The 26,226-nt window shown below is 71.7% G+C and carries 27 protein-coding genes and 1 riboswitch; of the genes, 9 read left to right on the top strand and 18 right to left on the bottom strand.

Annotation, left to right across the window (positions count from 1 at the left end):
• Positions 1 to 19: 19 nt before the first annotated feature.
• Positions 20 to 277: a glucose PTS transporter subunit EIIB gene (locus ACFVZH_RS31065; protein ID WP_384902591.1), complete on the bottom strand. Its 258-nt coding sequence runs from the start codon at positions 275 to 277 to the stop codon at positions 20 to 22.
• A 210-nt stretch (positions 278 to 487) separates the two neighbouring features.
• Here ACFVZH_RS31065 and ACFVZH_RS31060 point away from each other — a divergent pair, with 210 nt between their 5' ends.
• The gene (locus ACFVZH_RS31060) at positions 488 to 1,786 is read left to right on the top strand and encodes a PTS transporter subunit EIIC (RefSeq protein WP_384902507.1); all 1,299 of its coding nucleotides are present in this window, start codon (positions 488 to 490) and stop codon (positions 1,784 to 1,786) included.
• Between the two features lie 286 nt (positions 1,787 to 2,072).
• A complete protein-coding gene (locus ACFVZH_RS31055; RefSeq protein ID WP_384902505.1) occupies positions 2,073 to 3,338 on the top strand; it encodes a PTS transporter subunit EIIC in 1,266 nt (421 codons plus the stop codon).
• Positions 3,339 to 3,418: 80 nt separating this feature from the next.
• Here ACFVZH_RS31055 and ACFVZH_RS31050 read toward each other — a convergent pair whose 3' ends face one another.
• Positions 3,419 to 4,171, bottom strand: a complete 753-nt coding sequence (locus tag ACFVZH_RS31050) for an MBL fold metallo-hydrolase (protein WP_384902502.1) — start codon at positions 4,169 to 4,171, stop codon at positions 3,419 to 3,421.
• A gap of 201 nt (positions 4,172 to 4,372) precedes the next feature.
• Between ACFVZH_RS31050 and ACFVZH_RS31045 the strand changes: the two genes are divergently transcribed.
• A complete protein-coding gene (locus tag ACFVZH_RS31045; RefSeq protein WP_384902500.1) occupies positions 4,373 to 4,876 on the top strand; it encodes a type II toxin-antitoxin system PemK/MazF family toxin in 504 nt (167 codons plus the stop codon).
• A gap of 43 nt (positions 4,877 to 4,919) precedes the next feature.
• Here the strand turns inward: ACFVZH_RS31045 and ACFVZH_RS31040 are convergent, their stop codons facing one another.
• From ACFVZH_RS31040 to ACFVZH_RS31010, 7 genes are all read right to left on the bottom strand, one after another.
• Positions 4,920 to 5,870, bottom strand: coding sequence for a PLP-dependent cysteine synthase family protein (locus ACFVZH_RS31040; protein WP_384902498.1), 951 nt, complete (start codon positions 5,868 to 5,870; stop codon positions 4,920 to 4,922).
• Positions 5,871 to 5,875: 5 nt separating this feature from the next.
• Complete coding sequence (locus ACFVZH_RS31035; protein ID WP_384902496.1) at positions 5,876 to 6,154, bottom strand: MoaD/ThiS family protein; 279 nt, start codon at positions 6,152 to 6,154, stop codon at positions 5,876 to 5,878.
• A 93-nt stretch (positions 6,155 to 6,247) separates the two neighbouring features.
• Positions 6,248 to 6,421 carry a putative leader peptide gene (locus tag ACFVZH_RS31030; RefSeq protein WP_384902494.1) on the bottom strand — a complete coding sequence of 58 codons (174 nt, stop codon included), beginning with the start codon at positions 6,419 to 6,421 and terminating at the stop codon, positions 6,248 to 6,250.
• A 44-nt stretch (positions 6,422 to 6,465) separates the two neighbouring features.
• Positions 6,466 to 7,251, bottom strand: a complete 786-nt coding sequence (locus ACFVZH_RS31025; protein WP_384902492.1) for an ABC transporter ATP-binding protein — start codon at positions 7,249 to 7,251, stop codon at positions 6,466 to 6,468.
• On the bottom strand, positions 7,248 to 8,345 hold the full coding sequence (locus tag ACFVZH_RS31020) for a FecCD family ABC transporter permease (RefSeq protein ID WP_384902490.1): 1,098 nt from the start codon (positions 8,343 to 8,345) through the stop codon (positions 7,248 to 7,250). Before ACFVZH_RS31020 ends, ACFVZH_RS31025 begins: the two co-directional genes overlap by 4 nt.
• The gene (locus ACFVZH_RS31015; RefSeq protein ID WP_384902488.1) at positions 8,342 to 9,313 is read right to left on the bottom strand and encodes an ABC transporter substrate-binding protein; all 972 of its coding nucleotides are present in this window, start codon (positions 9,311 to 9,313) and stop codon (positions 8,342 to 8,344) included. Before ACFVZH_RS31015 ends, ACFVZH_RS31020 begins: the two co-directional genes overlap by 4 nt.
• Positions 9,314 to 9,374: 61 nt before the next feature.
• Positions 9,375 to 9,448, bottom strand: a riboswitch (cobalamin riboswitch).
• Between the two features lie 32 nt (positions 9,449 to 9,480).
• Entirely contained in the window at positions 9,481 to 10,119 is a 639-nt protein-coding gene (locus tag ACFVZH_RS31010; RefSeq protein WP_384902487.1) for an HD domain-containing protein, read from the bottom strand.
• Between the two features lie 73 nt (positions 10,120 to 10,192).
• On the opposite strand from ACFVZH_RS31010, the gene ACFVZH_RS31005 reads away from it, so the two are divergent.
• Complete coding sequence (locus tag ACFVZH_RS31005) at positions 10,193 to 11,146, top strand: GlxA family transcriptional regulator (protein ID WP_384902485.1); 954 nt, start codon at positions 10,193 to 10,195, stop codon at positions 11,144 to 11,146.
• Here the strand turns inward: ACFVZH_RS31005 and ACFVZH_RS31000 are convergent.
• From ACFVZH_RS31000 to clpS, 4 genes are all read right to left on the bottom strand, one after another.
• A complete protein-coding gene (locus ACFVZH_RS31000) occupies positions 11,137 to 11,562 on the bottom strand; it encodes a Mov34/MPN/PAD-1 family protein (RefSeq protein WP_384902483.1) in 426 nt (141 codons plus the stop codon). The two genes, ACFVZH_RS31005 and ACFVZH_RS31000, sit on opposite strands and share 10 nt — an antisense overlap.
• Before the next feature lie 76 nt (positions 11,563 to 11,638).
• On the bottom strand, positions 11,639 to 13,075 hold the full coding sequence (locus tag ACFVZH_RS30995; RefSeq protein WP_384902482.1) for an amino acid permease: 1,437 nt from the start codon (positions 13,073 to 13,075) through the stop codon (positions 11,639 to 11,641).
• Positions 13,076 to 13,396: 321 nt separating this feature from the next.
• Positions 13,397 to 13,981, bottom strand: a complete 585-nt coding sequence (locus ACFVZH_RS30990; protein WP_384902480.1) for a DUF2017 domain-containing protein — start codon at positions 13,979 to 13,981, stop codon at positions 13,397 to 13,399.
• A complete protein-coding gene (clpS, locus tag ACFVZH_RS30985; protein ID WP_384902478.1) occupies positions 13,981 to 14,286 on the bottom strand; it encodes an ATP-dependent Clp protease adapter ClpS in 306 nt (101 codons plus the stop codon). Before clpS ends, ACFVZH_RS30990 begins: the two co-directional genes overlap by 1 nt.
• Before the next feature lie 112 nt (positions 14,287 to 14,398).
• Here clpS and ACFVZH_RS30980 point away from each other — a divergent pair, with 112 nt between their 5' ends.
• Both ACFVZH_RS30980 and ACFVZH_RS30975 read left to right on the top strand, forming a co-directional pair.
• Positions 14,399 to 15,727, top strand: coding sequence for a nicotinate phosphoribosyltransferase (locus ACFVZH_RS30980; RefSeq protein WP_384902476.1), 1,329 nt, complete (start codon positions 14,399 to 14,401; stop codon positions 15,725 to 15,727).
• 119 nt (positions 15,728 to 15,846) lie between these two features.
• Entirely contained in the window at positions 15,847 to 16,446 is a 600-nt protein-coding gene (locus tag ACFVZH_RS30975) for an isochorismatase family protein (protein ID WP_384902475.1), read from the top strand.
• Positions 16,447 to 16,489: 43 nt separating this feature from the next.
• Here ACFVZH_RS30975 and ACFVZH_RS30970 read toward each other — a convergent pair whose 3' ends face one another.
• Together ACFVZH_RS30970 and ACFVZH_RS30965 are read right to left on the bottom strand one after the other, a co-directional pair.
• Positions 16,490 to 16,801, bottom strand: coding sequence for a hypothetical protein (locus tag ACFVZH_RS30970; RefSeq protein WP_015033879.1), 312 nt, complete (start codon positions 16,799 to 16,801; stop codon positions 16,490 to 16,492).
• Between the two features lie 122 nt (positions 16,802 to 16,923).
• Positions 16,924 to 19,332, bottom strand: coding sequence for an immune inhibitor A domain-containing protein (locus ACFVZH_RS30965; protein ID WP_384902473.1), 2,409 nt, complete (start codon positions 19,330 to 19,332; stop codon positions 16,924 to 16,926).
• Positions 19,333 to 19,662: 330 nt separating this feature from the next.
• Here ACFVZH_RS30965 and ACFVZH_RS30960 point away from each other — a divergent pair, with 330 nt between their 5' ends.
• A complete protein-coding gene (locus ACFVZH_RS30960; RefSeq protein WP_384902471.1) occupies positions 19,663 to 19,941 on the top strand; it encodes a hypothetical protein in 279 nt (92 codons plus the stop codon).
• A 31-nt stretch (positions 19,942 to 19,972) separates the two neighbouring features.
• Here the strand turns inward: ACFVZH_RS30960 and ACFVZH_RS30955 are convergent, their stop codons facing one another.
• Positions 19,973 to 20,746: an RDD family protein gene (locus tag ACFVZH_RS30955; RefSeq protein ID WP_384902469.1), complete on the bottom strand. Its 774-nt coding sequence runs from the start codon at positions 20,744 to 20,746 to the stop codon at positions 19,973 to 19,975.
• Positions 20,747 to 20,821: 75 nt separating this feature from the next.
• Positions 20,822 to 22,327 carry an RDD family protein gene (locus ACFVZH_RS30950; protein ID WP_384902467.1) on the bottom strand — a complete coding sequence of 502 codons (1,506 nt, stop codon included), beginning with the start codon at positions 22,325 to 22,327 and terminating at the stop codon, positions 20,822 to 20,824.
• Between the two features lie 297 nt (positions 22,328 to 22,624).
• Between ACFVZH_RS30950 and ACFVZH_RS30945 the strand changes: the two genes are divergently transcribed.
• Entirely contained in the window at positions 22,625 to 23,116 is a 492-nt protein-coding gene (locus tag ACFVZH_RS30945; RefSeq protein ID WP_384902466.1) for an SsgA family sporulation/cell division regulator, read from the top strand.
• A gap of 26 nt (positions 23,117 to 23,142) precedes the next feature.
• Here the strand turns inward: ACFVZH_RS30945 and ACFVZH_RS30940 are convergent, their stop codons facing one another.
• Entirely contained in the window at positions 23,143 to 24,510 is a 1,368-nt protein-coding gene (locus tag ACFVZH_RS30940) for an FAD-binding oxidoreductase (protein ID WP_384902464.1), read from the bottom strand.
• A 99-nt stretch (positions 24,511 to 24,609) separates the two neighbouring features.
• Between ACFVZH_RS30940 and ACFVZH_RS30935 the strand changes: the two genes are divergently transcribed.
• A complete protein-coding gene (locus ACFVZH_RS30935; protein WP_384902462.1) occupies positions 24,610 to 26,022 on the top strand; it encodes a tetratricopeptide repeat protein in 1,413 nt (470 codons plus the stop codon).
• Positions 26,023 to 26,226 lie beyond the last annotated feature (204 nt).

Here is a 26,226-nt window from a genome sequence, read left to right as displayed (position 1 = left end):
GTGAGCGGTTTGCTCACGCTCACATCAGGTCTTCGATCTCCGCGGCGATCGGGTCGGCGTCGGTGCCGATGACGACCTGGATGGCCGTGCCCATCTTGACGACGCCGTGGGCACCGGCGGCCTTGAGGGCGGCCTCGTCGACGAGGGCGGGGTCGACGACCTCGGTGCGCAGGCGGGTGATGCAGCCTTCGACCTCTTCGATGTTGTCGATGCCGCCGAGCCCGGCGACGATCTTCTCAGCCTTGGTGGCCATGCGTTTCTCCCTGTCCGTTCCGATCGCGCGAACGCGAATCTCGGCGCACCTGCGGTCCGCTTTGTCACGGTAACCCACGGTTGGCCCAACTTCGCGAGCGAGTGCCGCCGTTCTGCCGAATGATGACGATCACCGGCGGCCTGTCCTCAGCGGCCCCCGGAGCCTACCGCAACTGGTCTACACCAGTGCGCAACGAGATGCGGACCCGGCACGTTCCGGGCAGGGAGGACGCCGATGAGTTCCGAAAGCGCCGCGGCGCGGCCGCAGAAGTCCGTGTGGGGTGGGCTCTTCCAGGGTCTCCAGAAGATGGGGCGCAGCCTCCAGCTCCCGATCGCCGTCCTGCCCGCCGCGGGCATCATCAACCGGCTCGGGCAGCCGGACGTCTTCGGTGCCGAGGGTCTCGGCTGGGACAACGTCGCGAAGGTGATGGCGGGCGCGGGCGGCGCCCTGCTCGACGGCAGCCTCGGCCTTCCCCTGTTGTTCTGCATCGGCGTCGCCATCGGCATGGCGAAGAAGTCGGACGGTTCGACCGCGCTGGCGGCGGTGGTCGGCTTCCTCGTCTACTACTCGGTGCTGCGCCAGTTCCCGAAGGACTGCGCCGCGGGCATGAAGGACATCGTCGGGGGCTGCCTGGGGTTGGACGAATCGTTCGCCGGCTACACGTACCAGAACCCCGGCGTCTTCGGCGGCATCGTCATGGGTCTACTCACCGCCTACCTGTGGCAGCGGTACCACCGGACGAAGCTGGTCGACTGGCTGGGCTTCTTCAACGGCCGCCGTCTCGTCCCGATCATCATGACGTTCGTGGCGATCGCGTTCGCCTCGATCTGCCTGTGGATCTGGCCGCCGATCGGCGACGCCCTGGAGAACTTCAGCGACTGGCTGGTCGGGCTCGGCTCGTGGGGTTCGGGCATCTTCGGCCTGGCGAACCGGGCGCTGCTGGTCATCGGCCTGCACCAGTTCCTGAACGTGCCGATCTGGTTCCAGTTCGGCACGTACGAGAAGCCGGACGGCACGGTGGTCCACGGCGACATCCCCATGTTCCTGGCGGGCGACCCGAACGCCGGTCAGTTCCTGACGGGCTTCTTCCCGATCATGATGTTCGCGCTCCCGGCGGCGGCCCTGGCGATCACCCACTGCGCCAAGCCGCATCGGCGCAAGGAGATCGGCGGCATGATGCTCTCGGTGGCGCTGACCTCGTTCGTCACCGGCATCACGGAGCCGCTGGAGTACTCGTTCCTCTTCATCGCGCCGCTGCTGTTCGCGGTCCACGCGGTGCTGACCGGTGTCTCGATGGCGGTGACGTGGGCGTTCGGCGTGAAGGACGGCTTCAGCTTCTCGGCCGGTCTGATCGACTACGTGATCAACTGGAACCTCGCGACGAAGCCGTGGCTGATCATCCCCATCGGCCTGGGTTTCGCGGTCGTCTACTACGCGATCTTCAGGTTCGCGATCACCAAGTTCAACCTCCAGACCCCCGGCCGCGAGCCGGACGAGGTCGGGGACGAGATGGAGCGCGAGAACGTCAAGTAGCGCCTCGATCACCCCACGAAATCTGACCGATTCAGGGCTTTCGCCCCCCTCGTAAGCCCTGCTCAAGGCCCTCGGACCTCACCGCCCGGGGGCCTTATGTCGTGCTTTTCAGGCTATGGCCGAGCCCACAAAATTCGCAGGTTCCTTATCTAAGTCTCACGTGCTAAAACTGGTCTACACCACTCATTGGTGTAGACCACGCGGTCCAGACCACCGCGTTCCACGAGACGTCGCCTCCCCCCGTGTTCACGTCCCCGGCGGCGCCTTGCCTTACTGGAGGAAGTTGATGAGTACGGCCACCGCCCAGGCCGCCGCTCCCGCGAAGAAGCGCGGATCCGGCCTGTTCCAGGGCCTGCAGAAGGTCGGTCGCAGCCTGCAGCTGCCGATCGCCGTTCTGCCGGCCGCGGGTATCTTGCTCCGTCTCGGCCAGCCCGACGTCTTCGGCGCCGAGGGCCTCGGCTGGGACAAGGTCGCCTCTGTCTTCGCCACGGCCGGTGACGCGGTCTTCGCGAACATGCCGCTGCTGTTCTGCGTCGGCATCGCGATCGGCTTCGCGAAGAAGGCCGACGGCTCGACCGCGCTCGCCGCGCTGGTCGGCTTCCTGGTCTACAAGAACGTGCTGACGGCGTTCCCGACCTCCGACGCCGTCGTCAACACGACCGCCAACAACGGTGTCGACGTCGCCGCGACGTACAACGACCCGAAGGTCTTCGGCGGCATCATCATGGGTCTGCTCGCCGGCGTCATCTGGCAGCGGTACCACCGCACCAAGCTGGTCGACTGGCTCGGCTTCTTCAACGGCCGCCGCCTCGTCCCGATCATCATGGCCTTCGTCGGCACCGTCATGGGTGTCCTGTTCGGTCTCCTCTGGGAGCCGATCGGCAACGTGATCACCGACTTCGGCAACTGGATGACCGGCCTGGGTGCCCTCGGCTCCGGCGTCTTCGGTGCCATCAACCGCGGTCTGCTGCCGGTCGGCATGCACCAGTTCGTGAACACCGTCGCCTGGCAGGAGATCGGTTCCTTCACCGACTCCAGCGGTGCCGTCTGGCACGGCGACCTGCCGCGCTTCTTCCACGGTGACCCGTCCGCCGGTCAGTTCATGTCCGGCTTCTTCCCGATCATGATGTTCGCGCTTCCGGCCGTGGCCCTCGCGATCACCCACGCCGCCCGCCCCGAACGCCGCAAGGTCGTCGGCGGCATGATGTTCTCGCTCGCCCTGACCTCGTTCGTCACGGGCATCACCGAGCCCATCGAGTTCGCGTTCATGTTCCTGGCGCCCCTGCTGTACGTGATCCACGCGGTGCTCACCGCCGCGTCGATGGTCATCACCTCGGCCCTCGGCGTGCACCACGGCTTCACCTTCTCCGCCGGTGCGCTGGACTACTTCCTGAACTGGACGTACGCGTCCAAGCCCTGGCTGATCATCCCGATCGGTCTGGTCTTCGCGGCGATCTACTACGTGGTCTTCCGCTTCGCGATCACCAAGTTCAACCTCCCCACCCCGGGCCGCGAGCCCGAGGAGGAGCTCGAGGACCTCGCCAAGGCGTGATCCCCGCCCGTACGAGGAGAAGGCCCCGGAACCGACAGGTTCCGGGGCCTTCCCCGTTGTCCCCGAGGGCGGGCGGCGGGTCAGACCTCGTAGACCGCGCCCGGCCGGGCCAGTTCCGACGGGCCCGCGTACACCTGGCGGGCGTCGTCCAGGTTGCGCTCGCCGTCGGTCCACGGGGGGATGTGGGTGAGGACGAGGCGGCCGACGCGGGCGCGGGTCGCCTCGGCGCCGGCCTCGCGGCCGTTGAGGTGGAGGGCCGGGATGTCCTCCTTGCCGTGGGTGAAGGAGGCTTCGCAGAGGAAGAGGTCGGTGCCGTCGGCGAGGTCGTGCAGGGCGTCGCAGACGCCGGTGTCACCGGAGTAGGTGAGGGACCGGCCGCCGTGCTCGACCCGGATGCCGTACGCCTCGACGGGGTGGCAGACCTTCTCGGTGCGGACGGTGAAGGGGCCGATCTCGAAGCTGCCCGAGGTCAGGGTGCGGAAGTCGAAGACCTCGCTCATCGAGGTGGCGGACGGGGTGTCCGCGTACGCCGTGGTCAGCCGCTGCTCGGCGCCCTCCGGCGCGTAGACGGGGATCGCGTCGCAGCGTCCGCCCTCGTGCCGGTAGTAGCGGGCGACGAAGTACCCGCACATGTCGATGCAGTGGTCCGCGTGCAGATGGCTGAGGAAGATCGCGTCGAGGTCGTACAGACCGATGTGTCGTTGCAGCTCGCCCAGGGCGCCGTTGCCCATGTCGAGGAGCAACCGGAAGCCGTCGGCCTCGACGAGGTAGCTCGAACAGGCCGAATCCGCGGACGGGAACGACCCGGAGCAACCGACGACGGTGAGCTTCATGGAGCGTGAACCTCCGTGGACGGGTACGGAAAGCGCGCTGGGGAGGGGAGGCTGTGCGATCTGTCGAGCGTAAGGCGCACCCGGGCCTGTCGCTCCTTCGTGGTGGCCCGTTGTGGGCGAACTCACGGGCTCTGTCACCGGTTCGGATGGATGGCGGGCCGTTGCGGCGAAGTGAACCGCGCGCCGGTACCGTCTTGAGGTATGGACACGTCGTGGTGGCCCGCGCTGGGCGCGGTCGTGGTGATCGCGCTGGTCGTGGCGCTCGCCGACGGGCGGAAGCGCGCGTCGGGCAAGGGGCGGAAGGGCGCGTCCTCCCGTCCGGCCGTGCGGCGTCCCTCGGGGCGGACGACCCGGCCGCCCGGGCGGCCGTCGGGCCCCCGGAAGGCTCCCGCGCGGTTGCCGCGGCCGGCCGAGATCTGGTGGGCGGAGGTGCCCTTCGAGGACGGCCCGGGGTCGAAGGACCGGCCGTGCCTGGTGCTCGTGCTGCGGGGCGACTCGGCGCTGGTCGCCAAGATCACCAGCAAGTACCACGACGAGCGGCCGGGGGTCATCGCGCTGCCGCCGGGGGCCGTGGGCGACGCGCAGGGGCGGCCGAGCTTCCTGGAGACCGACGAGCTGCGGGAGGTTCCGGTGGCGGATTTCCGCCGGAGAGTCGGAACGGCGGACCCGGTCCTGTGGGACCAGGTCCGCCATCTGGCGCGCTAGCGCCGGGACCGGTGGGGGGCCGGGGCGGGAGCCGCCCCTCGGGCTACGCCCAGAGCTGGCCCTGGACCGCCTCGATCGCCTCTTCCGTGGTCGCGGCCGTGTAGAGGCCGGTCGACAGGTACTTCCAGCCGCCGTCGGCGACGACGAACGCGATGTCGGCGCTCTCGCCCGCCTTGACGGCCTTGTTCCCGACGCCGATGGCCGCGTGCAGGGCCGCGCCGGTGGAGACGCCCGCGAAGATGCCTTCCTGCTGGAGGAGTTCGCGGGTGCGGGTGACGGCGTCGGCGGAGCCGACCGAGAAGCGGGTGGTGAGGACGGAGGCGTCGTACAGCTCCGGTACGAAGCCCTCGTCGAGGTTCCGCAGGCCGTAGACGAGGTCGTCGTAGCGCGGCTCGGCGGCGACGATCTTGACGTCGGGCTTGTGCTCGCGGAGGTAGCGGCCGACGCCCATCAGCGTTCCCGTCGTGCCGAGGCCGGCGACGAAGTGGGTGATCGAGGGGAGGTCGGCGAGGATCTCGGGCCCGGTGGTGGCGTAGTGGGCGCCCGCGTTGTCCGGGTTGCCGTACTGGTACAGCATCACCCAGGACGGGTTCTCGGCCGAGAGCTCCTTGGCGACGCGCACCGCCGTGTTGGAGCCGCCCGCCGCGGGGGACGAGATGATCTCCGCGCCCCACATGGCGAGCAGTTGGCGCCGCTCCTCGCTGGTGTTCTCGGGCATGACGCAGACGATGCGGTAGCCCTTGAGCTTCGCGGCCATGGCGAGGGAGATGCCGGTGTTGCCGCTGGTCGGCTCCAGGATGGTGCAGCCGGGCGTGAGCCGCCCGTCCTTCTCGGCCTGCTCGACCATGTGGAGCGCGGGGCGGTCCTTGACCGAGCCGGTCGGGTTGCGGTCCTCCAGCTTCGCCCAGATGCGGACGTCGTCCGAGGGCGAGAGCCGGGGGAGGCGGACCAGCGGCGTGTTGCCGACCGCGGCCAGCGAGGAGTCGTAGCGCATGTGGATCAGACCATGCCGCCGGCGACGGCCGGCAGGATCGTGACGCTGTCGCCGTCGGAGAGCTTGGTGTCGATGCCGTCGAGGAAGCGGACGTCCTCGTCGTTCAGGTAGACGTTGACGAAGCGGCGGAGCTTGCCGCCGTCGACGATGCGGGCCTCGATCCCGGTGTGGCGGGACTCCAGGTCGGCGAAGAGCTCGGCGAGGGTGTCACCGCTGCCCTCGACGGCCTTCTCGCCGTCGGTGTAGGTGCGGAGGATGGTCGGGATGCGGACCTCGATGGCCATGGCGTGGGCTCCTGTCGGAAGTGGCGTGGTGGGCGCGCTGCTGGGGCCCCCGCGCGGAGGGGGGGTCGTACGAGGGTGCGCTCGGCCGGTCGCTCAGAGCGCAGCGCGGGTCGTACACATCGCGCTGGCGAGGCGGCACAGGTCGACGTGCAGGCGCGCGGCTCCGCCTCCGAAGGCTCCGAGAAGAGCGGAGGCGGAGTGAGCGCCAGCGAACGCAGCGAGCAGGGGTGTGCCCGGAGTCTCTTCGCTCACGTCGTGGGAAACCATGGGCTCATCGTATCGATTCCCGGTCCGGGTTCCGGAATGTGATCTCACATGATGGATGAATCCTGCCCGCCTGCCGGACCGTGGTGGTAGAGGACGGTCGGGCGGCCGGTCCTGGGATGGGGGATGACCTCGGCGTCCACCCCGTAGACGGCGTCCAGGAGGGCGGGGGTGAGGACCTCGTCGGGGGTTCCGCCGGTGACGACCCGGCCGCGTTCGAGGACGTAGAGGCGGTCGCAGTACGCCCCGGCGAGGTTGAGGTCGTGGAGGGCGAGCAGGTTGGTGGTGCCCAGGGTGCGGACGAGGGCCAGGACGTCGAGCTGGTGGCGGATGTCCAGGTGGTTGGTCGGTTCGTCGAGGACGAGCAGGGCCGGGTCCTGGACGAGGGCCCGGGCGACGAGCGCGCGCTGGCGTTCGCCGCCGGAGAGGGTCGGGTACGGGCGGTCGGCGAGGTCCGTGAGGCCGACGCGGGCGAGGGCGTCGGCCGCGCGGTCCCGGTCGTCGCCGGTGTCGCCCTCCCAGAACCGCTTGTGCGGGGAGCGGCCGAGGGCGACGAGTTCGCGGACGGTGAGTTCGAACTCGGTGGCGCTGTCCTGGGGGACGGTGGCGACGCGGCGGGCGCGGGCCTTGGGTCCGAGGGCGTGGAGGTCGTCGCCGTCGAGCGTGGCGTGTCCCGCCGTGGGGGCGAGGGTGCCGTAGACGCAGCGCAGGAGGGTGGTCTTGCCGCTGCCGTTGGGGCCGATGAGGCCGACGGTCTCGCCGGGGCGGACGGTGAGGTCGACGGCCAGGAGACGCCGTCCGTACGAGAGGCCGTGCAGGCGGAGCTCGGTCACAGGGGTGCTCCTGCCGGGCGGCGGCGCATCAGCCAGAGGAGGAACGGGCCGCCGGTGAGGGCGGTGAGGACGCCGACGGGGATGTCCTGGGGTGCGGCGACGGTCCGGGCGCCGAGGTCGGCGAGGACGAGGGCGAGCGCGCCGCCGAGCGCGGCGACCGGGAGGAGGCGGCGGTGCGGGGCGCCGACGGCGAGGCGGGCGGCGTGCGGGGCCATCAGTCCGACGAAGCCGACGGCTCCGCTGGCGGCGACCATGACGGCGGTGACGAGGGAGGCGAGGACGAAGACGGCGGCACGGAACCGGGCGGTGTCGAGGCCGAGGACGGTGGCGCCCTCCTCGCCGGTGAGGAGCAGGTCGAGGGGGCGGGCGAGGGTGAGGAGGACGCCGACGCCGGCCGCGAGGACGGCGGCGGGCAGGGCGAGGGTGTCCCAGCGGGCGCTGCCGAGGCCGCCGAGGGACCAGTACAGCGCCTCCTGGAACTGTTCGGGCCGCCCGGCGACGACGAGGAGCAGGGTGGCGAGGGCGGACAGGATGTAGGAGACGGCGACCCCCGCGAGGACGAGGCGGGCGCCGGTCATGGTGCCGCCGCGGCGCGCGAGCCCGTAGACGAGGACGAGGGCGAGGAGAGCGCCGCCGAAGGCGCCGGCGGGCAGGGCGAGGGTCGTGGTCACCCCTCCCCCGACACCGGCGACCAGGACGAGGACGGCGCCGGCGGAGGCGCCGGAGGAGATGCCGAGGAGGAAGGGGTCGGCGAGCCGGTTGCGCACGAGGGCCTGGAGGACGGCTCCGACGACGGCGAGCCCGGCGCCGACGACGATGCCGAGCAGGACCCGGGGCAGCCGGACGTCGAGCACGATCGTGCGGTACGGGGACGGGGCCGCCCGCCCGGTCAGGGCGTCGAGGACCTGGCCGGGCGGGACGCGGACGGAGCCGAGGGCGAGGGAGGCGAGCGCGGCGGCGGCCAGGGCGACGGCGAGTCCGGCGACGACGAGGGCGTACCGCGCCCGGCGCCCGGGGCCCGGGGCCGGGGCCGGGGCCGGGGCCGGGGCCGCCGTGCGGGCGGGGGTCCGGGCCGGGCGGAGGGTGGTGCTCACCGGGTGGGGTGGAGCTGGGCGGCGAGCTTGTCGACGGCGGCGGGGACGCGGACGCCGAGGACGGTGTCGGAGAGCGGCATGACCGCGAACCGGCGGTTCCTGATCGCCGGGACGTCCTTGAGGGCGGGGTCGTCGAGGAGCCGCTTCTTCTTCTGCTCGACGGTGGTGGAGCCGTAGTCGTAGATGACGATCGCGTCGGGGCGGCGGTCGACGACCTGTTCCCAGGTGGCGTCGCCGAATGCCTTGTCGAGGTCGGCGAAGACGTTGCGGCCGCCGGCGCGGGTGATGAGTTCGTTGCCGATGCCCTTGCCGCCGGCGGTGAACGCGGTCTTGTCGCCGCTGTCGTAGACGAACACGGAGACGGGCCGGGTGTCCCCGAGCCGCTTCCCGGTGGCGGCGACGGTGGCGCGGGCCTCCCTGATCCACGTCTCGGCCCGGTCGGGGACGCCGAACGTCCGCCCGGTCTCGCGGACTTCGCGGTAGAGGTCGTCGAGGGAGGGCGAACCGGTGGGGCAGTACTCGGTGTTGAGGCGGGTGGCGATGCCGGAGCGGGCGAGGTCGTCACGGCCCCGGCCGTCCTTGGCGTCGAAGGCGGAGGAGTAGCCGCCGTACACGAAGTCGGGGTCGGCGGCGAGCAGGGCCTCCTTGGAGGGGTACTCCTTCGCGAGGACGGGGACGGTGTCGTACGCCTCGCGGTACGCGGGAAGGATCGCGTCGTCGAGGTAGGCGGTGCCGACGAGCGACTTCTCCAGGCCGAGGGCGAGCATGATCTCGGTGACGTGCTGGTTCATGGTGACCGCGCGCCGCGGCGGTGCCTGGTAGGTGTGCTTCACACCGCAGTTGGTGACGGTGTACGGGAATCCGGCGGCGGGCTTCGCGGGCGGGGCGGCGGCCTCGGGGGCGGCCGAGCAGGCGGCGAGCAGCGGGATCAGGACGGCTGCGGACAGCAGCGGGCGACGCCAGGACATGGCGGAACGGGCCTCCTCCGGGGATTTCCACGTCCCCGATCGGTGGTGGGAGGCGGCAGGTCAGTTCCTGGCTTCCGTCTCCGCGAGGAGGCGGTCACAGTGGCGGGACCGTGCCGGATTCGCACCGGCTTCCTGGGTCCTGCCGCCCTTCGGTCCCGGCCAGTGTCTCACTCGGGCCAGGACGATTCGCGGATGGTGGTCACGAAGTCGCCGGGGGCGAAACCGGGCACGTAGTGGCGCAGGACGTCGGCCTTGACGTTGCCGAAGGTGGTGTCCGGCTTGGGGGCGATGCCCTCGGCGAAGGCTTCGAGGATCCGCCGCTTGAAGTCGGGGCGGGGGTGGGCGGCGACGATCGCTGCCCGGTCCTCGGGGGTGACGGCGGCGGGGTCGTCGTAGCCGATGCCCAGCACGTCGTACTCGACGCCGGCGGTGACGAGCGCGACCTCGGGCTCCATGAACTCCGGGACGCCGGGGGTGGTGTGGAGGGCGATCGCGGTCCAGACGCGGCGGACGGCGTCCTCGTCGGCGCCCTGGGCGCGGAGGAACGCGGCGGCCTCCTCGGCGCCGTCGACCTCGAAGCGGCGGCCGCTGTCCCGGTGCCGCTCGCCGAGGCCGAGGTCGTGGAACATGGCGCCGACGTAGAGGAGTTCGGGGTCGAAGGCGAGGCCGCGGGCGCGGCCCTGGAGGGCGCCGAAGAGGTAGACGCGGCGGGAGTGGTCGTAGACGAGGTCGCTCGCGGTGTCGCGGACGAGTTCGGTGGCGGCGGTGGCGAGCCTGCTGTCGGGGATCAGCGCGAGTGCGTTCATGGGGACCAGCCTCGTCGGCGGAGCCGTACCCCCGCCATGTCCGTACGGACAGGCATCCCACAGAATCGGACACATGACGACGCACACGGTGGTGGTGTTGGCCTTCGACGGTGTCCGGCTCATGGACGTCTCCGCTCCCCTGGAGGTGTTCGCCACGGCGGGGTCCGGCTACGAGGTGCTGGTGTGCACGCCCGACGGGCGGGACGTGCGGACCTCGGCCGGGCTGCGGATCGGGGCCGACCTCGCGGTGGGGGCGGTGGCGGGCGCGGACACGCTGATCGTGCCGGGGGCGGTGGACGTGGGCCGGTGCACGGCGGTGGCGCCGGAGACGGCGGAGCTCGCGGCGCGCTCGGGGCGGGTGGCGTCGGTGTGCACGGGCGCGTTCGCGCTGGGGGCGGCGGGGCTGCTGGCCGGGCGGCGGGCGACGACGCACTGGGAGCACGCGGCGGAGCTGGCCCGGCGATATCCGGAGGCGACGGTGGACCCGGACGCGATCCATGTGCGGGACGGGGAGGTGTGGAGTTCGGCGGGGGTGACGGCCGGGATCGATCTGTGCCTGGCGCTCGTGGAGGAGGACCGGGGGCCGGACGCGGCCCGCGCGGTGGCCCGGGACCTGGTGGTCTTCCTCCAGCGGCCGGGTGGGCAGTCGCAGTTCTCGGCTGCCTCGCGGACTCCCCCGACGGCGCATCCGGTGGTCCGGCCGCTCCTGGACGCGGTGGTGGCCGATCCGGCGGCGGACCACAGCGCGCCGGTGCTCGCGCGGCGGGCGGGGGTGAGTGCCCGGCACCTGGCGCGGCTGTTCCGGGAGCAGACCGGGGCGACGCCGGCGGGTTACGTGGAGCGGGTGCGGGTGGAGGCGGCCCGGATGCTGCTGGAGGGCGGGGCGAGCGTGACGGGTGCGGCGGCGCGCAGCGGTCTGGGCAGTGACGAGACGCTGCGGAGGGCGTTCGCCCGGCATGTCGGGGTGACGCCCTCCGCCTATCTGGCGAGGTTCCGCACGACGGTGGCGGACCCGTCCTACGCGTAAGCCTCGACGATCTCGACCTCTTCCTCCGTCACGACGCCTTCGACGATGGTGAAGGAGCGGAACTGGAAGGGGCCGGCCTCGTCGGTGTCGGCGGTGGAGACGAGGACGTAGTGGGCATGGGGCTCGTTCGCGTACGAGATGTCCGTGCGGGACGGGTACGCCTCGGTGGCGGTGTGCGAGTGGTAGACGATCACGGGCTCCTCGTCCCGGTCGTCCATGTCGCGGTAGAGCTTGAGCAGGTCCGCGGAGTCGAACTCGTAGAACGTGGGCGAGCGGGCGGCGTTCAGCATCGGGATGAACCGTTCGGGGCGGCCGCTGCCGGCCGGACCCGCGACCACGCCGCATGCCTCGTCGGGGTGGTCCTTGCGGGAGTGGTCCACGATCTGGTCGTACAGGTCCCGGGTGATGGTCAGCATGCCGACAGGATAAGCATGCGGGCCGCCCCGTACCGAGGAGTGGTACGGGGCGGCCCGCATGCCGGGACGGCGAGGGTCAGGACCGCTCGGCGAAGGCCGCGCCCTGGGGGCTGCGGGTCTTGAGGACCAGGTAGGAGACGGCGAGGAGCAGGCCCCACACCGGGGCGCCGTACAGCGCCACACGGTTGTCCTTGTCCATGCCCATCGTCACGACGACCATGCCGATGAAGGCGAGCGAGAAGACGCTGAACCAGATGCCGCCGGGCGCCTTGAAGGAGGACTGGGGCAGCTCGCCGCGGTCGGCCTTGAGGCGGTAGCGGATCTGGCAGACGAGGATGACGATCCAGGCCCACATGCCGGAGATGGTCGCGAAGGAGACGACGTAGTCGAACGCCTCGCCGGGCCACTGGTAGTTGATCCAGACGCCCACCATCATCAGCGCGGCCGAGACCGTGGTGCCGACGAGCGGGGTGCCGCTCTTCGTGAGCCGGGTGAAGGCCCTCGGGCCCTGGCCGTTGAGCGCGAGGTCGCGCAGCATGCGGCCGGTGGAGTACATCCCGGAGTTGCAGGAGGAGAGCGCGGCGGTCAGCACGACGAAGTTGACGATGGCGGCGCCGACGCCGAGGCCCATCTTCTCGAAGGCCGCGACGAACGGGGAGACGCCCGGCCGGAACTCGGTCCACGGCACGACCGAGAGGATCATGATCAGCGCGCCGACGTAGAACACGGCGATGCGCCACGGCACGGTGTTGATCGCCTTCGGGAGGACCGTCTTCGGGTCCTTGGACTCGCCCGCGGTGACGCCGACGAGCTCGACGGCGAGGAAGGCGAACATGACCATCTGGAGGGTCATCAGCGTCGAGCCGATGCCGTCCTTGCCGGCGAAGAAGCCGCCCAGGTCCCACAGGTGGGTCACCGACGCGGTGTCGCCAGCGTCGGAGAAGCCGAGGGTGAGGATGCCGGCGCAGATCAGGATCATGCCGACGATCGCGGTGACCTTGACCATGGAGAACCAGAACTCCAGCTCACCGAAGAGCTTCACGGAGATCAGGTTGGCGCCGTAGAGGATGACGGTGAAGACGAGGGCGGACAGCCACTGCGGGATGTCCCACCAGTACGTCATGTAGGTGGCCGCGGCCGTGACCTCGGTGATGCCGGTGACGACCCAGAAGAGCCAGTACGTCCAGCCGGTCGCGAAGCCCGCGAAGGGGCCGATGAACTCGCGGGCGTACTCCGAGAAGGAGCCCGAGACCGGGCGGTACATGAGGAGCTCGCCGAGCGCCCGCATGATGAAGAAGATGACGACGCCCGCGATGGCGTACGCGAGGATCAGACTGGGTCCCGCGATGGAGATGCCCTTGCCGGCGCCGAGGAAGAGGCCGGTGCCGATGGCGCCGCCGATGGCGATCATCTGGATCTGACGGGCGCCGAGTGCCCGGTGGTAACCCTCACCCGGTGCGGAGTCCGCGGCCTCGTTGCCGTCGTGCTGCTGGTCGACCTGCGCTGAGGTCATGGTGGTGCGCCTTTCTCCATGCCGATCCGCGCGACTGCGAGTGCGTCTGCTGCGGATCAGTTCCTGATCCCCCCGGATGTGGATGGAGTGCCACCGGCGGTCAGCCGGTCCAAGCGCCCTCGGGAACAGGGGTGGCGTCCCCGAGCGGTCGTGAAGATTTATCACGCGGTGGGGGGCGATCGACGGAGTTGCGTGTGGCGCACGCCACGAAAAAAGCGGGACAAAGGGGATCCAAGAGGGCGAGGCGGAAACTCGGATAACGCATTCGTTATCCGGATTTGAGCGTCCGCTGAGCGAACACCTCGCCGACGGGAGATCCCGCTACGGCATCAGGGTCGCGACGAGGGACTCCTGGAGCGCGCCCAGCCAGAGGTACGCCATCACCATCGGCTTGCGCGGGTCGGAGTCCGGCAGCCGGTACAGCTGCTCGCTCTCCTCGTCGTCCGTGACGTCCAGCCGGGTCCCGATGGTCAGCCGGAGGTCGTTGAGCGCGCCGAGCCAGGCCCGGGACTCGTCCGGGGTCAGCTTCAGGACCGCCCCGCCCCCGCCCGCAGCCTCGGCCGAGAGCCCGTCCAGGGCGCGGACCACCAGGAGGGCGTCCTCGCGCTTGCGGGCCCGCAGGTCGTTCTCGGTGTAGCGGCGGAAGTCGGAGGCGGCCGCCCGCAGCTCCTCGCTGTCGTCGCCGTACGCGTCGGGGAAGAGGCGGCGGAGGGCCGGGTCGGACGGCGGCTCGCTCGGCCCCTCGGAGAAGAGGGCGGCCAGCGGGTCCTCGTCGGCCGCGGGCTCGTCACCGGGCCCGATCAGCTCCATGAGCTGCACGGCGAGGGAGCGGAGGATGGAGATCTCGACGTCGTCGAGGGCGACGGCCGCGCCGCCGCCGGGCAGCGTCTCGAACTGGCCGGCCATCAGAAGCGGTCCTGGGAGAGGGTCGCCCAGAGGCCGTAGCCGTGCATCGCCTGCACGTCGCGTTCCATCTCCTCACGAGTGCCGCTGGAGACCACCGCGCGGCCCTTGTGGTGCACGTCGAGCATCAGTTTGTGCGCCTTGTCCTTGGAGTAGCCGAAGTACGACTGGAAGACGTACTCCACGTAGCTCATCAGGTTGACCGGATCGTTGTGCACGAGGGTGACCCACGGCACGTCGGGTTCCGCTACCGCGGAGACCTCCTCGGCCGATTCCGTACGTTCGATCTCAATAGGCGCGACGCTCACTCACCCCATGTTGTCACCCCTGGGGGCCCGTCGCGCAAACGGGGCGCGCCCGCGGCACACGGACGGCAATAGAAATCGTCACTCTGACGATTTCTGCGCTAGCATCGCTGACATGAACGCTGCGGACCTTGGGCTGCCGGTGGACGTGCCGTCGACCGCGCTCTTCACCGATCAGTACGAGCTGACCATGCTCCAGGCGGCCCTGCGGGCCGGCACCGCCGACCGGCGCTCCGTCTTCGAGGTCTTCACCCGTCGACTGCCCGAGGGGCGGCGCTACGGAGTCCTCGCGGGCGTCGGACGGGTCCTGGACGCCGTCGAGAACTTCCGCTTCGACCCCGCCGTCCTGGGCTTCCTGCGCGAGCGCGGCATCGTCGACGAGCCGACCCTCGCCTGGCTGGCCCGCTACCGCTTCTCCGGCGACATCTGGGGCTACCCCGAGGGCGAGGTGTACTTCCCCGGCTCGCCCGTGCTGCGCGTCGAGGGCTCCTTCGCCGAGTGCGTGCTCCTGGAGACGGTGATCCTCTCCGTCCTCAACCACGACTCGGCCATCGCGGCCGCCGCCTCCCGCATGTCGGCCGCGGCCGGCGGACGGCGCCTGATCGAGATGGGCGCCCGACGCACCCACGAGCTGGCGGCCGTCGCCGCCTCCCGCGCCGCCTACGTCGGCGGCTTCGACTCCACCTCGGACCTCGCGGCCGGGTTCCGCTACGGCATCCCGACCGTCGGCACCTCCGCCCACGCCTTCACCCTGCTCCACGACAGCGAGCGGGACGCCTTCCGGGCCCAGGTCGAGACCCTGGGACGCGGTACGACCCTGCTCGTCGACACCTACGACGTCGCCGAGGCCGTCCGGACCGCCGTCGAGGTGGCCGGACCCGAGCTGGGGGCGGTCCGGATCGACTCGGGCGACCTGCTGCTCGTCGCGCACCGGGTGCGGGCGCAGCTCGACGAGCTGGGCGCCCGCGACACCCGGATCGTGGTCACCTCCGACCTCGACGAGTACGCCATCGCCTCGCTCGCCGCGGCCCCGGTCGACGCGTACGGGGTGGGGACGCAGCTGGTCACCGGCAGCGGCCACCCGACCTGCTCGATGGTCTACAAGCTGGTGGCGCGGGCCTCCTCGGCCGACCCGAAGGCGCCGCTCGTCCCGGTCGCCAAGAAGTCCCTGGGCGGCAAGGCGTCCGTCGGCGGCCGCAAGTGGGCGGCCCGCCGGCCCGACGCGGCCGGGATCGCCGAGGCCGAGGTCGTGGGCACCGGACCGGTCCCGCCGGAGCTCTCCGACCACCAGCTGCTGGTGGAGCTGGTCAAGGGCGGCGACGTGGTGGCCCGGGAGCCCCTGGAGGCCGCCAGGTCGCGGCACATCGCGGCCCGCGCCGGGCTGCCGATGTCGGCGATCCAGCTCTCCCGGGGCGAGCCGGTGCTGCCGACGGAGTACGCCTGACGGCCTGCGGCCCCGCGACGAGCAGGCCCACGAGTCCTCGGGGACGCCCCCTCCCGCCGGGAGGGGGAAGTCTCTAGGCTCGGACTCCACCCCCATCCGACGCGCTAAGGACACCCGCCATGCACCGCGCATTGATCGTTGTGGACGTTCAGAACGACTTCTGCGAGGGCGGCAGCCTCGCGGTGACGGGCGGTGCGGACGTCGCCGCCGCCGTCACCGACCTGGTCGGCCAGACGGCGGGCACCTCCTACCGGCACGTCGTCGCCACCCGTGACCACCACGTCGACCCGGGCGCGCACTTCGCCCCGGCCGGCGAGGCCCCGGACTACGTGTCGTCCTGGCCGGTGCACTGCGTGGCCGGCACGGAGGGTGTCGGCTTCCACCCGAACTTCGCGCCCGCCGTCGCCAGCGGGGCGATCGACGCCGTCTTCGACAAGGGCGCGTACTCCGCCGCGTACAGCGGCTTCGAGGGGCGCGACGAGAACGGCGAGACGCTCGCGGGGTGGCTGCGCGCCCGGGACGTCACCGAGGTCGACGTGGTCGGGATCGCCACCGACCACTGCGTCCGGGCGACGGCCCTGGACGCGGCGCGGGAGGGCTTCCGGACCCATGTGCTGCTCGACCTGACGGCGGGCGTGGCCAAGGAGACCACCGGCCGGGCCCTGGAGGAGCTCCGGGCGGCGGGTGTGGAGCTGACCGGCAAGCCCGTGGTCGCGTAGCGGCGCGGGCTCTCCGGCGCCTGCGGCACGGGCTCCCGGTCGCCTACGCGGCGGGTTCCCTCGGCAGGGACCGTACGGGGTGCCAGAGCTCCTGGGCGGCGCCGGGGGTGGATCTCCACAGCAGGCCGTCGGGGTGGTGCAGGACGGCCGTGATCTCGTCCGGGGTGGGCGGCTCGCTGTTGCCGCGGAGGTAGACCGCCCGCAGTCCGAGGTTCCGCAGCCGGGTCAGGGCGCGGGCTCGGTTGGCGGCGTGCACCAGGAAGCGGACCGTGGCGCCGTCGCGGGCCGGGCTGGGCAGCCCTATCGCGACGACCACGCTGCCGCCCGGCAGCTTGCAGAACCCTCCGTTGGGCATACGGAACCACTCCCCCGTGGATCAGATGTCAATAAGAAAAGCGTCAGACGCACCTAAACACGATCGGCCGCCGCCCGCTAGGGGGCGACGGCCGATCATGCTTTGACCTGCGGTTTTACTGATTACTTCGTGGACGGACCCACCTGAACCGTGATCGTCTGGCCATCCTTCGGCTCCTTGACGACCTGGATCTTGGTGTTGGTGTCAGTTACCTGGACACCGGCGCGCGGGGTCTCGGCGAACCAGTAGACGCCCTTGCGGTCGTCGAAGGTCGGGTTGCCGGCCTGGGACGGGACCCAGGTCGAGACGCCGGCCTTGTGCAGGGCGAAGCCCTCCGTGCGGGCGATCGTGAACGGCGAGTCGTACGCCTGGACGCGGTTGCGCATCAGGGTGCCGTCCGACCACTTCAGCGGCGTCGGGTGCGAGTCGATCGGGAGGATCAGACCCTTGCCCGGGTGCTGGGAGGTGTTGTTGTCCTTCTGGGACAGGTCCCACTTCCAGATCAGCAGGCCGTTCTGGTACGCGTAGTGCTCGACCCAGCCGGCCTTGTCACCCGTGAAACCGAAGTTGTACGGGCCGACCTTGAGGGTCGCGTCGTACGAGACGTACTGGCGGTTCTCCGCGATGTAGTACTGCTCGTACTCCTTCGTGAAGCCCTTGCCCACGCGGGAGAAGCCCTTGGCGACCCAGCCGTTGTCACCGTTCTCGGCGTTGTCCGAGAAGACGGTGGCACCGTCGGCCGTCAGCGTGATGGCGTCGGCGGTGAAGCCCTTGCCGCCCGCGCCGCCGTCCGTCTGGTAGCGGAAGCGGAGCTGGACCTTCTTGCCCGCGTACGCGCCCAGGTCGTAGACGAGCTTCTTGTGCGCGCCGGAGACGTCCGTCAGGGCCGGGGCGCCGGCCGCGTCGCGCGGGAGCGCCACGCCGTCGGCGGTGCCGTCCACGGCGGTCCAGTTGGCGCCACCGTCCGTCGACACGTCGGTGTAGAGGTAGTCGTACTCGGCCTCGATGTCGTACCAGCCCTGGAGCTCCAGGGAGGCGGACGTCTTGCCGGTCAGGTCGACCTCACGGGTGAGCGTGTTCTTGAGGTCGTCACCCATGTTGCTCCACCACTGGGTCGCGCCCTCGGCGGGAGCGACGATGTCAGTGGTGACACCCTTCTTCGGCAGCTCGACGAGGAGCGCCTGCGGGTTCTTGGTGTTGTACTCCGAGACGCCCAGCTTGTGGGTCGTCTTGGTGCCACGCTGCCAGTCGCCGACCTTGGCGTAGTTCAGCCAGCCGAGCTGGAGCTTGTCCCACGCGGTCATGTCGCCGGGCAGGTCGCCGATGGAGTCCTTGCCCTGGCCGAGCCAGGAACCGGACGACATGAGGGTCCAGAACCCGGTGGAGTTCTCGCCGCCCGCGGTGTCGTAGTGGTCCGGCAGACCGAGGTCGTGGCCGTACTCGTGCGCGAAGACGCCGAGGCCGCCGTTCTCCGGCTGCATCGTGTAGTCGCCGACCCAGATGCCGGTGTCACCGATCGGGGTACCGCCGGCCTTGTTGTTGGCCGGGCCGGTCTTGCCCGCGTTGGTGCCGTAGGCGTACCAGCGGTGGGCCCACAGGGCGTTGGTGCCCTCGGCGCCGCCGCCGGCCGACTCGTCCTCGCCCGCGTGCACGAGCTGGAAGTGGTCGATGTAGCCGTCGGCCTCGTTGAAGTTGCCGTCGCCGTCGAAGTCGTAACGGTCCCACTGGTCGTACGTGGCCAGCTGGGCCTTGATCTGGGCGTCCGTCTGGCCCTTGGCCTTCTGGTCGGCGACCCAGGCGTTGAGACCGTCGCGGACGGTGTCCCAGACGTTGGCGCAGTTGGTCTGGCCGCAGTAGTTCGAGCCGTAACGGGCCTCGTTGTACGGGACCTTGACCCAGTCGGAGACCGTGCCGTCGACCGAGTAGCGGCCGGACGAGGTCTTCTCGTAGTAGGTCTTCAGCGACTGCTTGGGCTGTCCCTTGGCGTCCTTGCCGGTGCCGAAGTACAGGTCCTGGAAGTGCTTCTGGTTGTAGTCCGCCTGCCAGGCCGTGGAGTTGTCGTTCGCACGGTCGGGCTGGGCTATGCGGTTGTGCAGGGGACCGGGCTCGCCGCCGTACTTCGGCTTGAGGTCGGTCGTGTCGTCGTCCTTGCGGTCGACCAGGGTGGTGTTGTCCACCTGGTCGCCGAACTCGACGAGGATCGTGAAGATCTTGTCGGTCTTCTCGCGGCCGAGCTCGACGTACTTCTTGCTGCCGAGCTTGACGACCTTGGAGCCGCCGCGGTTCTCGACCTTGGCGTCGCCGTTGAGGACCTGCTCCAGGGCCGCCTGGCGCTGCAGGTCCTGCTGCTCGCTGTAGGGGCCTTCGAGGTCGTGGTCGACCGTCGTCTTGTCGACGGTCTGGATGCCGGCCGGCTCCACGCTTCCGTGGTTGTCGGCCCAGGCGGTGGTGAAGGTCGAGGCGGTGGCGGCGGTGGCCGCGAGCGCCACGACGACTGCGGACGCTCTGATCGCCCGTCGTCTGTTGGTCACTTGATGTGTTCCTCCCCGGCGCCCGCCGCCCTCGGACCGAATGGTGGGGTGTCCGTCCGGCGGGGTCGCGCGTCACAAGTGACGACATTCGACCGGAGTGAGACAAGAAAAGACAGATCTTGACTTGCACAGACCAAGTGCACTATGCGGGAGTCAGATTCCGGTATTCGGACACCCACCGGGCGCATCACCGCCGAGAATTGGGCATCTCGTGACCCCGTGCGCCCCCCGTGCACCGACACCGTGGGTTAGGTCACGCTTACTCGCGGCCCCGCTCGGGCATCCACCGTCGTAGAGTCGAACCGTTGTCCCGAGAGGGCGGTACCCGTCATGCAGCGTCCGAACGCCGCACAGCTCGCTTACGGTTCGGCCACCGTCGTCTTCGCGACCGTCGCCCTGCTGCTGCTCTCCCGCACGACGACGCCGCTCGGCATCGCGGTGATCTGCGCCGCCGGTCTCCTGCTCGGCATCCTCGTGGCGGTGACGATGCCCGCACGGACGAACCCCGTCAAGGGTCCCGTCGCGGTTCCGCCGCCCCCCGGGAGCGAAACGATCCGGGTGCCGGTCGCGCGTGTGGGCGCGGGGGCCGATACCCGGATCGGTTCATGACGCTTCGTCCGCATACGTACGGAACGGGCCCCTACCGCGGGACGGAGACCACGACCGTCTTCGCCGCCTTGTCGTGCAGACCCTGCTTGTAGGGCTTGTCGACCAGGATCAGGATCAGGATCAGCAACGGCCACAGGCAGGCGCAGCAGATCAGCGCGGGCAGCCAGAGGACGACCGCCCGCAGCAGCGACTGGCTCATCGGGGGCGTCGACCCGTCGTTGAGCATCGCGACCCGCAGCTTCATCAGCTTCTTGCCGAGGGTCTGGCCGTTCCTGGCCGTCATCACCGTGTCGTAGGCGACGTACGCGACGATCGTGATGAGCTGGAACACCAGCTGGCTGCCGCCGTTGAGGCTGTTGACCGTGTCCCCGAAGTCGTTCCCGTCCCGGCCGGCCCGCTGATAGATGTCGAACGGGATGCCGATGATCGCCAACGGGATCGCGACGATCACCCAGTCGACGAGACGCGCGAGGATGCGGCGCCCCGAGTCGGCGAGCGGCGGCATCCCGGCCAGCGGATCCGCCCCGCCGTAACCGCCGCCGTAGGGGCTCCCGTACGGGGGCGGGGGCGGGGGCATGTTGTCGTACGGAGAGCCGTACGGACTCCCGGGCGGGGGTCCTCCCGGCGGCGGCCCTCCCGGCGGTCCTCCCGGCGGCGGTCCTCCCGGCGGCTCTCCCGGCGGCCCGGACGGAGGGGGCCCGCCGGGCGGCGGCTGGCCGGCGGAGGGCTGCGTGGGCTCCTGCGGCCTCTTGAGGAACGGGTCCTCCTCGGGCGGCTGGCCGGACGGCGGCTGGTCGGTGCTCATGGGGGCAGTGCATCCCGGGGGCGACGACCCCGCAAAAGATCGTCGCCCGTTCGGGGGACGGCCCGCGACAGGCCCTTAGCGGGCCACGAACGTGCCGGCCGCCTTGTCGTGCCAGCACTGGCGCCACGGGCGGTCGAAGAGGCACCACAGGACGTTGAGGACGCCGATGGCCAGGAGACCCAGGACGCTGTAGACGAGCCAGCGGCGCAGTGCCTTCCCGAACGTCGGCGGCTGGTGCGCCTCGATGTCCCGCACCTCCAGCCCGCACAGCTTCTTGCCCAGTGTGCGCCCCCACTTGGCGGTCGGCAGCGCCTCGTACAGGGCGCCGATCACGAACAGCGCGGCCAGCACGATGCCGAACTGGACGGAGGTCGTCGAGTCGACCAGCCAGACCTGGACGGTGACACCGGACTGCCTGGCCGCCTCGATCTTGCCGTCGATGTGGTCGAGGGCGGCGGTCACGAAGGGGAAGGAGGCCGCGCCGACCAGCGCGCCGAGCACGACGGTGTCGATCAGCCGCGCCAGCAGACGCCTGCCGAGCCCGGCGGGGCGCGCGGACGCCTGCACCCGGGCCGCCTGCTGGAACACGTCCTCGACCGGCGGCTTCCAGGGGACGACCGGCTGCTGCTCCTGCGGCTGGACCGGAGCCTGCGGCTGCGGCTGCTGTGCCCAGGACGGGGCCGCCGGTACGGGGGCGGGCGTCCGGGCGGGGCCCGGAGCGGGGGCCGCCGCCGTCGGAGCGGGGGCCGCCCGTACGGGCTCGGGCACCGGCTGGGGCCGGGAATGGCGCTGCGGCTCCGGCTGGGGCGCCGGTGCGGGGGTGGGGATCGGGGTGACCGGCATCCCGCCGAGGCGCGCGGCTCCGCCGGTCGCCCGGGGGTCCGTCCCCCGTGCCGGCGCGGCGGCCTGCGCGGGGGCCTGTGCCTCGGCCGGCTCGCCGCCGCCCGCGACCGGCCACTCCGCCGGGGTGCGCGGGTCGGCGGCCTGGGGCGCGCCCCAGGAGACCTTCTGGTCGCGGTCGCCCCCGAAACCGGTCTGGCGCGCGGTGTCCGCCTGCCAGGCCGACGCGGGCTCCGGGGCGGCCGGCTCCTCGTCGAAGAAGACCGGCCCGGTCTCCTCCACCGCGGGGACGGGCACGGGCGCCGGAGCGGCGGCCCTGGGCTGCGCCCGGTCCGCGGCGGGGTGGTGCTGGGCCGGCACGGAGGCGGCGGGCTGTCCGGGCTGCTGGGCCTGCACAGGTTCCGCGGCCTGCGGGACCGGGACGGGCTCCGCGGCGTGCCGGGGCTGCACGGGCTCCACGGCGTGCCGGGGCTCCGCGGCCTGCGGGACCGGGACGGGCTCCGCGGCGTGCCGGGGCTGTACGGGTACGGGTGTCGGTGCCGGTCCCGAGGCCAGGATCGGGCCGGCCGGAGTGGCCGAGGCCGGCGGGTGGGGCGCGACCTCACCTTCCGGGGGCGCGGGCCGGCTCGTGCCGGGGACCCAGGCGCCTCCGTTCCAGAACCGGATGTACCCGGGAATGGACGGGTCCGGGTAGTACCCCGCCTGCGGTACCTCTTCGCCGCCTCCGGGAGGAGTAGCCACTGCCCCGACTCCGTTCAGTCACAACGCCCTTGAACCGCGCGGCCGCGGTCCGGGCGAGCCGCGCCCAAGGAGGACAGTAACGAAGAACGTCGCCGAGGGAACAAAGAGCCCGCGAGAAAGGCCGCCTTCGGGGGACGCATACCGGAATCGATCACTCCTAGTGATGTTCGGGCCGGTACATCCGGCCCGGAAAAACTTCCCGAAAAAACTTCCCGAAGTCGCGTAATGAACCACGGGCACCCCGCTCTCTCCCTGTGAAGGCCCGCCCCGGGCCGGTCCGCGAAAGGGAGCACGACCATGCAGAACACCGACAACACCACCGTCGAGCGCGAGCTGGAGCTGAAGCTGGTGCTCTCCCCCGAGCGCGCCGTCCCCGTACCCGCCCGGCTCGGCTACCGCACCGACGACCCGTACGCCGTCCACATCACCTTCCACGTCGGCTCCGACCACCCGGTCAACTGGACCTTCGCGCGCGAACTGCTGGTCGAGGGCGTCTTCCGGGCCTGCGGCCACGGCGACGTCCGCATCTGGCCCACCAAGGTCGACGGCCGCAGCGTCATCCTGATGGCGCTCTCCTCCCCCGACGGAGACGCCCTGCTCGAAGCCCCGTCCGCGCAGGTGTCGGCCTGGCTGGAGCGCACCCTGCGCGCCGTCCCGCCGGGCACCGAGTCGGAGCGGCTCGGCATGGACGACGGCCTGGCCGAGCTCCTGGCGACCACCGTGATCGCCGACGAGCTGTGGCTGCGCGACCCGTGGCCGTCGGACGAGTCCCAGGACGGCGAGCTGTGACCCGCGTACAGCGCCCTGAACGGGCCTCAGAACAGCTTTCCGGGGTTGAGCAGCCCCAGCGGGTCGAAGGTCGCCTTGATGCCGCGCTGGAGCTCCAGGCCGACCGGCCCCAGCTCCCGTGCCAGCCACTCCTTCTTGAGGACGCCCACGCCGTGCTCGCCGGTGATCGTGCCCCCGAGGGCGAGCCCGAGCGCCATGATCTCGTCGAAGGACTCCCGCGCCCGCCGCGACTCGTCCTCGTCCATGTGGTCGAAGCAGACGACGGGATGGGTGTTGCCGTCGCCCGCGTGCGCGCAGACGCCGATGGTCAGGCCGTACTTCGCCGCGACGGCCGCCGTGCCGTCGAGCATCTCGGCGAGCCGCGTCCGCGGCACGCACACGTCGTCGATCATCGTCGCGGGCCTGATCGTCTCCAGGGCGGTGAGGGAGAGGCGGCGCGCCTGGAGCAGGAGTTCGGACTCGGCGGCGTCCGCGGCCGGGACGACCTCGGTGGCACCGGCCGCCGTGCAGAGTTCCCCGACGGCGGCCAGATCGGCGGCCGGGTCCGGGCTGTCGAACGCGCACAGGAGCAGCGCCTCGGTGGTGTCGGGCAGACCCATGCGCGCCAGCTTGTTGACCGCCTGGACGGTGGTGCGGTCCATGAGTTCGAGCAGCGACGGCGTATGGCCGCGCTCCATGATGGTGCAGACGGCCTCGCAGGCGGCCGCCGCGGAGGGGAACTCGGCGGCGAGCGCGAGCTGCGCCGGAGGCTGCGGCCGGAGCGCGAGGACCGCCCCCACGACGATGCCGAGACTTCCCTCGGAGCCGACGAAGAGCCTCGTCAGGTCATATCCGGCGACGCCCTTGGCGGTGCGGCGGCCGGTGGTCAGGAGCCGGCCGTCGGCGAGGACGACGTCGAGACCGAGGACGTACTCGGCGGTCACCCCGTACTTGACGCAGCACAGACCGCCCGAGGCGGTGCCGATGTTCCCGCCGATGGTGCACGTCTCCCAGCTTGAGGGGTCCGGCGGGTAGTACAGGCCGTGCTCGGCGACGGCCCGGGACAGCACGGCGTTGACGACGCCCGGTTCGACGACGGCGATCCGGTCGACCGGGTTGATCTCCAGGATGCGGTCCATCTTCACCAGGGAGAGCACGATGCAGCCCTCGGAGGCGTTGGCGCCCCCGGAGAGGCCGGTGCGGGCGCCCTGGGGCACGACCGGGACGCGGAGTTCGGTCGCGGTCCGCATGACGTGCCGCACCTGCTCGACGGTCCGCGGGAGCACGACGACCGCGGGCGCGCCGGCCGCGCAGAAGCTCGCCATGTCGCGGGCGTACGAGGCCGTGACGTCCGGGTCGGTGAGCAGCGCCTCGGCGGGGAGACCGGCGCGCAGCCGCGTCAGAAGATCGTCCATGTGTCCCAGCGTGGCACCCGGGGCCATCGGTGTGAACCCGCCGGGGCGGGCGCTTCGTGTGCTCTTCGTACAGGCGGACGCGGGCGCACAGTGAGCGCCATGAAGACCCAGAACGTGTCGAGGACGGTCCTGGCGGCCGGCGTGGGCGCGGTGCTCGCGGCGACGGCACTGCTGTACCTCCCGGAGCTGGTCGGCCAGGGGCCGCCGCCCCCGCCCGGTCCGGCGGAGCGGGCGGCGATCGCGGCCCACGCGGGCGCGCAGGCCGCACTGCCCGACCTGGCCGCGCTGATCACCGACCGGGAGCAGTGGCTGCGCGCCCACCCCGACGACGACGTGTCCTGGGCGCGGCTCGGCACGGCGTACACGGAGCAGGGGACGCGGACCGGCGACGCACGGGACTTCCCGCGGGCCGAGCGGGCGCTGCGGCGCTCCCTCGCGGAGCGGCCCGCCGCGCGCGGCAATCTGGACGCGCAGCTGGGCCTCGGGGCGCTCGCGGGGGCGCGCGGCGACTGGAAGTCCGCCAAGGAGTGGGGCGAGCGGGTCCGGAAGGCGGACCCGCGGCGGTGGCCGGCGTACCCGGTGCTCATCGACGCGTACAACGGCCTGGGGGACCACAAGGCCGCGTACAAGGCGATGGAGACCCTGGAGGGGCTCCACGCGGGCGCGTCCGTACGGGGCAGGGCCGCGCAGTCGTACCGCGACCGGGGCTGGCGCGAGGACGCCGACGCGGCCGCGCTCGACGCGGCGGCGCTCGCGGAGACGGACCCGGAGAAGGCGGCCTCGCTCGCCCGGCTCGGCGACCTGGCGTGGGAGCGGGGCGAGCCGGAGGAGGCGCTCGCCCGGTACACGGCGGCGCTGCGGCTCGCGGGCGACCACGGACCCTCGCTCGCGGGCCGGGCGCGGGCACTGGCGGCCCTCGGCCGCACGGAGGAGGCGGTCCCCGCATGGCGGGCCGCCCTCGCCCGGCAGCCGCTGCCGGAGTACCTCCTGGAGGCCGGCGAGCTGGACGAGTCACTCGGCCTGGACGGGGACGCCCGCGCCCTCTACGCGCGCCTGCGGACCGGCACCTGGACGGCAGCGGGGGCGGAGGTCGTCCTCGGACTGTTCGAGGCCGATCACGGCGACCCGGCGGCGGCGGCCGTCCGCATGCGGGCCGAGTGGGCGCGCGGCCACCGCTCGGTCCGCGCCGCCGACGCCCTGGGCTGGGCCCTCCACCGGTCGGGCCGGACCAAGGAGGCCCTGGGATACGCGAAGCTGGCCACTGAGGAAGGGCTGCGGAGCGCGCTCTTCACCTACCACCGGGCCGCGATCGAGCGGGCCCTCGCACAGGACGGCCCGGCCCGCCGCCACCTCGCCGAGGCCCTCCGCATCAACCCGCGCTTCTCCCCGCTGCATGCCCCCCGCGCGGTGGAGGCGATGACGGCCCTGGGCGACCCGCCGGACGAACTCCCGAAGGAACTCCGCCCCGACGCCCCCACCCGCCCCGAACGTCCCGGCTCAACCCCCGCATGAGCCGGAACGCCCCCGCCGTGCGGGCAATCGTCCCGCTGGGCGGGACGGGTGGGCACACGGGACGGCGCCCCCGTGCGGCCCCCACCTCCGTGTGGGCAATCGTCCCGCTGGGGCGGGACGGGTGGGCACACGGGACGGCGCCCTCAGCGGCGCCTCCGCCCCCTGCGCCTGGACCCGCACCGACAGCGCGACGCGCAACAGGTG

It is taken from the genome of Streptomyces sp. NPDC059534 (assembly GCF_042743475.1).
Lineage (GTDB): Bacteria > Actinomycetota > Actinomycetes > Streptomycetales > Streptomycetaceae > Streptomyces.
The sequence above is the reverse complement of the archived record's forward strand: the minus strand, read 5'-3'. Positions and strand labels throughout refer to the sequence as shown.